The organism is Rhodococcus sp. MurmanLake-1 (genome assembly GCF_056945715.1).
Genome location: NZ_JBWZNF010000032.1, coordinates 1 through 9,267, shown reverse-complemented (window position 1 = coordinate 9,267; position 9,267 = coordinate 1). Strand labels below are relative to the sequence as shown.

Sequence of the window (9,267 nt, the reverse complement as noted above, 5' to 3'; positions counted from 1 at the left end):
TAAATTTAACTTGGTATGTGAGATTTAAAAAAAATGGTTAAAAGCTATTTGTAGGTGATCAAATTTACCAAAAAAAAGAGAAGTTACTATATTGTACAAGGGTAATGGACAAGTGTGTAGCGATGAGGATTGAAAGCTGTATATAGTCCAATTGTTTATGTTTTAAAGGTAAAAACTTGTGAATAAGTAATTAATTATAGGGGGAACTATTGTTGAGGTATTCAGATATAAAAGTGGGGAATATATATTATGCGGATTTAAATCCAATAAGGAAATATGAGTTTGGAGATAATCATTTAAGTATAATTTTAAGTAAAGGTAAAGATAAAAGGACAGTGACTATTGTTTCTCTTACTTCGAAAAGTTCTGGTTTGGGACAAAATAAAATGAATTTAGGTATAGTATCGGGATTGCCTAAACGTTTAGTTGAAGATCGAAGTGGGAATCCGATCAATACATATGTTGTTTTGGATCAAGTTCGTACAGTGTCCGCTAATCGTATTCAATATATAAAAGATGGCAAAAAAACTGATGGTACTGATAATTATATTGAATGTCCAGTTGATGCGTTTTCTTTTTCTAAAATTGTATGTGAATTGGCAGATCTAAGGATTGCTGATTTGAATGACGAAGACGCAATTGGTGAATATCATAAGAAAACTTTTTTTAATTATTGTGTAAAGAAAATGATTGATTTAACATACGATATTATTAAGGGACGAGGGATCGTCGCGGATAAAAAAGAAGAAGTAATATACTTTTATAACAATGCGTTAGCGATGGAAAAAGGTTTTTTAATTGATAATTATTTAAAACCACATGATATAAAAAATAAGGTGTTGGAAAAATTCAATGAGATTGTTTTAATGTCAGTAAAATAATTATAAGTGTTGATTTTTATTATTATTTTTGATACAGTGTGGTTAGAAGAAGTAGCGTTAGTTAATACTAATTGCGAAAGAGCTGTGATGGCTCAACCGTAGAATTTAGGGTTGTGATGACCCGAACAATAGTTGGCGAGCTGTGATGGCTCAACCATAGAGAGACCTTTCTGTAAAAAGAAAGGTCTTTTTGATTGTTATTTATGAAAATGATGGCTTCCTTTGTTTTGAGGGTTTTAACTCTAAAATAAAGGGGGGCTTTTTTTATTGGGGATTACTTTTAAAGAGATATGAACTTTGTGTGGGGGATGTCAACGGTACCGGACCGAAGGGAGGATAAGGAGTTGACATCTTTACTACAACAAAACCCTCTTGGTTTTCCCAAACCGAACGTTTGGGGATGCCTACCGGCGAGGGAGCCCCTCAAGGATTGAGGGGTTGGGGAGTTCGATTGTAAGGGGTCAAGGGGAAGTTTTTCCCTTGTGGGTTTGGGCAAAGCCCATGGTTTTTTGCCATGATTGTCATGGCTCGGTGGTAGCCGAAATGCCCCGTAGGGCACACGTGTTTACGCAGTAAACTGTAGTGTGCTACAGTTTACATGGAACTACCACCGAAAAAGGAGCGAAGCCCATGTCAAGATTCATGGTTTGTCATATGAAAAAATTCAAGATGACAGATGTGAAAGGATTACAAATACATAATCAACGTGAAAAAGAAAGTCATTCAAATCCAGATATTATTCAAGAACGAACGGAACAGAATTATGATTTGATTCATGGTAAAGAGAACGTGGATTATAAAAAACTAATTCAAGATAGAATTCAAGACGGGGTTGTATCTGATAGAGCCATTAGGAAAGATGCTGTTGTTTGTTGTTCGTTTATGATTTCGGCTAGTCCTGATTATATGAATTCTTTATCTCAAGCGGAACAGAGACGATTCTTTGAAGAGTCTGTTTGTTTTTTAAAGGCAAGGTATGGAGAAGAGAACTTTGTATATGCTTCAGTGCATGTTGATGAAAAAACACCTCATATGCATGTAGGAATGGTTCCGGTTAATGAAAAACAAAAACTATCAGCGTATTCATTTTTTAAAAACAAATCAGAGCTTCATGATCTACAAGATAAAATCTATGAACATGTGAAAGAAAAGGGATTTGATATAGAGCGTGGTGTTTCTAGTGACAGGAAACATTTATCGGCGCAGCGCTTTAAAGCGGTGACTTTGCAACAAGAAATAGAGAAGTTAGAACAGGAAAAGAACGAGATAGATAGTCGTCTTCATGATTTGAAATTATCTTTAGATAAAGCTAAAAGTGTAGATGAGATCCCTGTTAAAGAGAAAGGTGGGTTTATACGCTCTAAAACGGTCGAGATTGCATTAGAAGACTTTGAAAGTATAAAAGTATTGGCTAAGTCTTCTGAAACGCTTAGAGAGGAAAATAAGCGCCTTAAAAACGAAAAGGTTAAGAGTGAATATGAAAAAGATAATTTATATAAAGAACAACGTTTTTTAGAGAGGAAAGTAACTGATTTAAAAAGAGAGAATGAAGGGTTAAAGGGCGAAAATGATTTTCTTAAGAAAACGTTGGATCGAGTGAAAGATTTGTATAAGGAGAAGTTGCCTGAATTTGCAGGAATGATTGGTTATGTTAAAGCGAGTATACTGGATAAGATGAATCGCAAGTTTTTAAAACGACATTTTGCTGGTGATGACGAAGTAAGTGGTGCTCAAAAGTTCTTGAATCACAAACAAGAGCATGAAGAACAACAAAAGAGATTAAAACAAGTGCGAAGAAGCCAACAGAAAAATCGGGACCAGGGATTGGAGAGATAGTGTGGGGACATTATTTAATCAACAACCAAGGATGGAGTATTTTCATAGCTTTGGAGTGAACTTTATAAACACTGTGAAGGATTTGGCTGAGAAAAATAATTTAACGATTGAAGAGACTTGCAGGATTTTGGAATTGACTATGAAAATTGATGACTATGATCGTAAGGATGAACAATTAGCTGGTATTGGAGAACTTATCAAAGGGATGAATGAACAAATTATGGGACTTGGTGAAGGCTTGAGTGATATAAGTAAAAGTTTGAGTGATATGAGTGAAAGTATTGCGTTAGTATCTTTGGATGATAAAGAGTAATAGTGTGTTGGGGGACTCTATGGGAGTTCCCTTTATTCTTTAGAAGTTAGCATTAGTGGAACTTATTTTTGTGAAATATAGCGAGGATTGTAGAGCCTTGTATAACGTCCTCGTAAATTGTTGATGTGAATATATGGGGATATTATACAAGGGGATTGGGGATGGCTCTTGTTTTTAAAAAAAGGAAATTGAAATAAGTGTTTTTAGATGTGTATTATGTTGTTAGATATTGGTATATTTAATTTTAATGAGGATAGTAAAGTCTTGTGTGACTTTATTGTTTTTATTTTGTGTATTTTTATTGTTGGGTATATACAAGTTGGGAGGATTTTTTGTGTTAACTAATACGTTTCTAAGTAAAGTTTATTTTGCGTTGGACTATAGTGATTTCTTTGAAATTGATGATTTTTCAGTAACACTTCCAGAAGAAAAAAGTTATTCTCAAGAATTAATCATAAAGTATTTGTTTGATGAAACTTGTTATTTTCACACTTATATTAATGGATCATCGGAATTTCGTTATGAGTGCAGCCCTGGAAAGGTTATGAAGATTCAGAAGGGGAATGTTTCTGGGGTAGATATTTATACTACTGAGATTCGGGATTGGGTAAAGCGAATGGAAGATGAGTTTAAAACTACACCTTTAGCAAGGAGAGTAATGAAGAATCAATCTCAAGTAGAAGAATTGATAGATAAAGTGGATTCTTATTTTGTAGAGAATGGTTTGGATTCTAATGACAAGTTTTCTCATCCGGAAATGGAGGAAATGGAAAGCAAATTAGAAGATTTTAAAGCTTTAATTGAAGAGAGATTGGCTGAACAAATTACAGAAAAAGATTTTTTAAAACAAGAAGTTTCGAAACTTTTTAAGGAAATAGATTTCCTTAAAAAGCAAGTACAGATATTAACTAAAAAGAATTGGTTTAAAGCATTTTGTAGTAAAACTGGTAAGTTTATAAGAAATAATCCTGAGACTACAAAAGCGATTGCCCATACAGCTAAAGAATGTCTTCCGGAATCTATTAAAATGAGTATTCCAGAAGGGGCTACTGAAGTAATGAACACTTTGCTGGAAGAACAAAAGGTTGAAAATTAGAATTTGCATTAGAAATATTTAATGGTAATAGGACTCTTGTTTATATTTATTATGCAAGAGTCCTATTTTTTTATTGTTAAAGAAAAGGATTAATTATATTACTTGATATATTAGAAACATCTCGGGGCGCGAAGTGGGTGATGTTATTAGAAAATACTTTGGTATCAATGGTCTGTGATGTTTTTTTATTGATGTTTCTAATATTTATAACTAGGGAAAAGAGGGATAAGTATGTCTAGAGAACGGGTGAAAATAAAATTTAAGTCTGAAGATATAAAAGCGGAGATTGAAGGTTACTCTGATATGCCTTATTGGAATCATGATTTGAAACTGGAATTTATTTTGAGACTTTTAAATACAGTTGATGAAAAACAATTTCTTGAAAGTCAGAATCACGATCAGTTGGATTATTACACTAAAGAAATGATTAAAATGATTGAAGCTAGTTTAGGGTTTGATGGATTATATCGGTTGGTTTATGGAGATGAATTATAGGTTGGGAGAACTCTTTATGAGTTCTTTTATATTCGGATTTTATGTTATTTTAAAACAAAGTTATTTACAAAACGTCATACGAAATGATAACATGTTGTTACTGGGTTATTTGGAGGTGTTTTAATGAGTAAAGCTAATTATGTGACTGTTGGTAGGAAACCGAAAGACGGTAAGAATCCGAAAATCCCTGAGACTTTTAGATTGCCAAAAGAAACATCTGAAAGGATTAAGGGATTGGTTAGTAGTGGACGTTTTTCTACGAAAGCGGAAATTGCAGAAAAAGCATTTGAGTTTTATTTTTCTTATTTGGAAAAAGAAAATGGGAAGTAAATGTGTTTTGGAATGATTTTTTAGTTGAGGGAGATTAACTCTCGAAAAAAGTTACCTGTTATTCTAATAAGCAGGTAAAGTTCGAGAATTTCTCGATTATTATCCAACTACGCTTTGGACGGGTTCAAAAATATAACTGTTTGGGGGTTTAGGATTTTGTTATGAATGATGTACTAAAATCTAATTTGTTAGATATAACGATTGATAAATTAAGTATTGTTGCAGATTTTAAAGAAGGTATCAAAAAAGAAGAATTTATAAGAATGGTTACAAGTTCAAATATGCCATATTCATTGCAGGCAAACCGTTCGAAAAATTTCGGTTATGAGGAAGTTTTAAAGTGTGACTCTGTTGATTGTGGTTATATTGAGTTGGCGGGAGAATTAAAAAAAGCGTCAGTTGATCTTCCTAAATTAATCTCTCATAGGATTAGACTAGAAATTCAAATAGAGCAGGAGAAGAAAGCAAGAGAAGTTGGAGAATCGTTACTTTCTAATGCTGAGTATCAAGGTTTGTTTGAAAGTTTAGCTGATGTGAAAGAATTGATAGCTGAAACTGATGAAGATGGCCGTTTAACTGATGAAAGGAAATTGAAACGGCACGAGAGACAAATAGAACTGACTATTGAGAAGTTGAAAGGCGAAATAGTCGCATTGAAATCTGAAATAGATGAGCAAGAACTTGCAACTGGTTTTAAAAGTGAAGCCATGGAAAAAATTCATGAGGAACATGTTCAGATACTACTTAATACTTTGGAAAATAAAGAGAAATTGATTGAAGTTAAAAGAGATGAGTTGTTAAGAAATGCTGAAATGTTTTTACAGTTAGATGCAAATGGTTTTCTTCCGAATAACGGAAAAAAGAAAAATGATCGTTTGTTGAAAGATGTTAGATTTGAATTTAATCCTAAGCATATGGCATATAATCGTGTGGTTGATGAGGCGATACGATTAGTGTTGGGATTGTTAGAAAATATTGAAGTTACAGGTATACATATAGCTTGTGATTATCCAGTTAAAATTGCAGATTTAAAAATAAAAGATTTGTCTAGTAAATCAGAATGTATTTATTTGGATAGAGATAAAAAAATAGAAACGATGTACATTGGTAAACGAGGTTCGGATAATCATCTTTGTATCTATAATAAAAAAAGAGAGAATGAAGAAAATGAAACTTTAGATCAGTATCCTGATGTTGAACATGTAACACGTTTTGAAGCTCGTTTGCGTAAGAAGAAAGCGAAAGAATGGATAGATTCGGAATATAATCCGTTTGATTCGATAATTGTTGGAGATTTAGAAAAAGTAGATAACAGTAAAATTAAGGTGAACGATCGTATTGTTTTAGAGGCTATCATGAATGATTATCATGGTCGTTATTTTGGGATGATGGATAAGGATCAAAAGAGTAATTGGAGAAAGAAAATAAAACAACATGTTCCTAAGTTGTTTGATGTTGCTGGGGATTATGAAAAGAAAAAAGTTCTACTAACTGGAGAATTAGCAGAACTCATGAAAAATAAACCTAGTAAGCAAAAATAAAAGTTGAATTTAAAAAGATATACTTACAATCCTTTCGAGTGTTGGCGCACTTGGAAGGATTTTTTTATGGTTTAGAACTTAAATTTAGTTTTGAGAATAACTACGTCTATTATTGCATGTATACCGTATATTATTCATTTTAATGACTTTTATATTGATTGTCATCAAAGAAAAATAACCCAAAAAGGGTGCGGTTTTTTATATATATAAAACATATAACCCTACCGTTCATAAATTATATATATTTTTATGAACGTTTGCAAATGATTTTAGGGACTTTTTGAGACACTTGTTTTTGGCTTTATGATGCGTTTATCAGTTATTTGAGACTACTTTTTGATACGGTTACTTTTGGAACTGTCTCTTTTGTATTGCGTTAATTTTAGGGCTTCATTGATGCTATGATGGTGTAATGGGCTAATATTAAGGTGATTACTGGGGGCTTTTATGTTGAGTGAACAAGTCATATATTATTGGAATGATGAATTACAGTATTATTATTTAGCTGAAAAAAAGAATGGCAGCTATAAATTTGTACAACCGTTAAAAAAATTAGAATTAGATGATATTAGTGATCCGTTAGAAAGAGAACAAATGAAAAAAATGCTAGAGATAAAAAAACGGATGTCAGAAACAAAAGGTAATTGGTTTTAAAAAAAGAAAGACAAAATGTCTTTCTTTTTTTAAAACTTTAATTTCGTGAATTTGTGAATTCTTTTTTAAATTTATAAGCTATATAGTTTATATCCTAAAACTTCCCGTTACTACCGTACAGGATGGAAAACTAAAGTGTGCGCATGAATTTTTTTAGTTATATATATAACGATAAAATACCGTACGTTTTTTGAAGGTTTATTTTTTGGGGGAGATTTTGATGTGGAATTTGATTTTGAATTTTGTTGAATTTGAAATCTCGATTTTTCGATTTTCGAAATTTTTGTTTTCTGTTTTCTTTGTAATTCCGTATTCCGAAATTACGGAGTTTATATAGTATCTCTATGATGAACTGAAAACGAAAAAACTTTGCTCGCATTTTCATTTCATAGATATATATATATCATTAAAAAGTCGCACCGTTTTAATCGAGTTGTGTGATAAAAAAAGATGTTTAGATTATGTTTGAATTTGTTGTTTTGTGAATTTTTTATTTCGTGATTTCTGTATATTTTTAATCCTTTTTACCCTTAAAGTCTGTTTGTTTTTGTTCGCAAATGAAAAAAACAAACAGTCACGCATAACTTTTATTAAATATATAAATATATTATTAAAATATCTAACCCTTTTGTGGTGAAAAAATATAAATAGTTAAAGGAAAAAAGACTGATAAAAATATCAGTCTTTTTTCTTGTTTTTAGTTATAGAGAGTATCTTTTTATGGTATTTTCTACTTTTTCTCTCCAGTTTTCTATATCGTCAATTGATATTCCGATCTTTATTAATTCGCTTGGAATGAAACTGTTATCTAAAATCCATAAAGTGAGCCTTTCTAATGTGATTCTTTCGTTTCCAATCGAATAAATACGTTCACTTTGTTTGCAGGTATATGGTTTTTTACCAACATATTTTTCTACATAAAAGTATCTTTTTCCATTTGCTTTGTAATTTGTTAGAAATGCCATAGTAATGCTCCTTTTAGGTATTTTTATGGTTAGTTAAAGAGTAGTTCTGTAATGTTTTTTCAACTTTTTCATACCAATATTTCACATCGTTTATGGATACTCCGATTTCTATTAGTTCTTTTGGTATGCGGTTGTTATCTAATAACCACATAGCGATTCTCTCTAAAGCTATTTTTTGATTGCCGATTGAGTAAATATTTATATATCTATAGTGTTTTGAGTAATATGGTTGTGTTCCAACGTATTGAGATACATAAAAGTAAATGTTTCCTTTTACTTTTTTTGCTGTTAGATATGCCAAATCGTTCTTCCTTTCATGTTCATTATTCTTTTGTTTTTGTCTGTGGTTATATTTTAACCTTATAAAGTTAAAATATCAATACATATAAATAAATATAACCTTTAAAAGGTTTATTTTTACTTATAAATTGCATAAAATTATCTTTATAAGTAAAATAGAGTGTATGTTGAATATAAGGAGTAAGAAGAATGAAGTTAGTAAATAACATTCGTATGATTATGGCCCAAAAAAATATAGATAATATTGCGGAGTTAATAAGGATAACTGGTGTGAGTCGTAATTCTATTAATAAGCTTTGGCATAATGAAAGTGTGTCGTCTTTAAGATTAGATACTTTAATAGCGATCTGTGAGAAGTTAGATGTTAAATTATCGGACTTAATTGAATATATTCCAGGTGACATTGAGTCAAAATAATTTAGGGGATTTTATGTACTTGGATAGTTTTTGTATGCTAAAGGTATAGTTGGCTAATGGTATTTTGTGGTGCTATATGGCGCACTTCAACTTCTTTTGTTAACGCATGAGTATGTTTTGAATTAGGGATATGGAATTGTAGACTTGCTAGGTGCGTCAACACCTTGGAAGATGAGAGGTACTGGCATACTTCGTGATTTTGTTGAACTATATTTATAATCATAGTAGTGCTGTTAAATGAAATGGTGGTAATGATGATTATTAAAAAGAGTCCTATTTTCAGGGCTCTTTTTTATGTTTTTTGTTTATTGAACAAGATAGAGCATTTTTTGAAAAGCGAATTGTTTATTGTTATGTTAAGCTAAATTTAACTTGGTATGTGAGATTTAAAAAAAATGGTTAAAAGCTATTTGTAGGTGATCAAATTTACCAAAAAAAA

General features: G+C 31.4%; 9 protein-coding genes. 8 read left to right on the top strand and 1 reads right to left on the bottom strand.

The window, feature by feature from the left end:
* The first annotated feature begins 212 nt into the window (after positions 1 to 212).
* From AC2ETI_RS32230 to AC2ETI_RS32200, 7 genes are all read left to right on the top strand, one after another.
* Positions 213 to 881: a type II toxin-antitoxin system PemK/MazF family toxin gene (locus tag AC2ETI_RS32230; RefSeq protein ID WP_215253610.1), complete on the top strand. Its 669-nt coding sequence runs from the start codon at positions 213 to 215 to the stop codon at positions 879 to 881.
* Positions 882 to 1,511: 630 nt separating this feature from the next.
* On the top strand, positions 1,512 to 2,717 hold the full coding sequence (mobV, locus tag AC2ETI_RS32225) for a MobV family relaxase (RefSeq protein WP_050267888.1): 1,206 nt from the start codon (positions 1,512 to 1,514) through the stop codon (positions 2,715 to 2,717).
* A 1-nt stretch (position 2,718) separates the two neighbouring features.
* A complete protein-coding gene (locus AC2ETI_RS32220; protein WP_050267887.1) occupies positions 2,719 to 3,030 on the top strand; it encodes a hypothetical protein in 312 nt (103 codons plus the stop codon).
* 334 nt (positions 3,031 to 3,364) lie between these two features.
* Entirely contained in the window at positions 3,365 to 4,126 is a 762-nt protein-coding gene (locus AC2ETI_RS32215; RefSeq protein ID WP_000957234.1) for a hypothetical protein, read from the top strand.
* A 231-nt stretch (positions 4,127 to 4,357) separates the two neighbouring features.
* Positions 4,358 to 4,621 carry a hypothetical protein gene (locus AC2ETI_RS32210; protein ID WP_000085833.1) on the top strand — a complete coding sequence of 88 codons (264 nt, stop codon included), beginning with the start codon at positions 4,358 to 4,360 and terminating at the stop codon, positions 4,619 to 4,621.
* A 123-nt stretch (positions 4,622 to 4,744) separates the two neighbouring features.
* Positions 4,745 to 4,951: a hypothetical protein gene (locus AC2ETI_RS32205; RefSeq protein WP_000030440.1), complete on the top strand. Its 207-nt coding sequence runs from the start codon at positions 4,745 to 4,747 to the stop codon at positions 4,949 to 4,951.
* Between the two features lie 161 nt (positions 4,952 to 5,112).
* A complete protein-coding gene (locus AC2ETI_RS32200; protein WP_050279502.1) occupies positions 5,113 to 6,492 on the top strand; it encodes a replication initiation factor domain-containing protein in 1,380 nt (459 codons plus the stop codon).
* A gap of 1,355 nt (positions 6,493 to 7,847) precedes the next feature.
* Here AC2ETI_RS32200 and AC2ETI_RS32195 read toward each other — a convergent pair.
* Positions 7,848 to 8,111: a hypothetical protein gene (locus AC2ETI_RS32195; protein WP_000874968.1), complete on the bottom strand. Its 264-nt coding sequence runs from the start codon at positions 8,109 to 8,111 to the stop codon at positions 7,848 to 7,850.
* 489 nt (positions 8,112 to 8,600) lie between these two features.
* On the opposite strand from AC2ETI_RS32195, the gene AC2ETI_RS32190 reads away from it, so the two are divergent.
* Entirely contained in the window at positions 8,601 to 8,828 is a 228-nt protein-coding gene (locus tag AC2ETI_RS32190; RefSeq protein WP_000780193.1) for a helix-turn-helix domain-containing protein, read from the top strand.
* Positions 8,829 to 9,267: the final 439 nt, after the last annotated feature.

Coding starts and splice junctions, on each gene's coding strand:
- AC2ETI_RS32200 (WP_050279502.1), top strand. CDS start 5,113: ATGAATGATGTACTAAAATCTAATTTGTTAGATATAACGATTGATAAA.
- AC2ETI_RS32190 (WP_000780193.1), top strand. CDS start 8,601: ATGAAGTTAGTAAATAACATTCGTATGATTATGGCCCAAAAAAATATA.
- mobV (WP_050267888.1), top strand. CDS start 1,512: ATGTCAAGATTCATGGTTTGTCATATGAAAAAATTCAAGATGACAGAT.
- AC2ETI_RS32205 (WP_000030440.1), top strand. CDS start 4,745: ATGAGTAAAGCTAATTATGTGACTGTTGGTAGGAAACCGAAAGACGGT.
- AC2ETI_RS32195 (WP_000874968.1), bottom strand. CDS start 8,111: ATGGCATTTCTAACAAATTACAAAGCAAATGGAAAAAGATACTTTTAT.
- AC2ETI_RS32210 (WP_000085833.1), top strand. CDS start 4,358: ATGTCTAGAGAACGGGTGAAAATAAAATTTAAGTCTGAAGATATAAAA.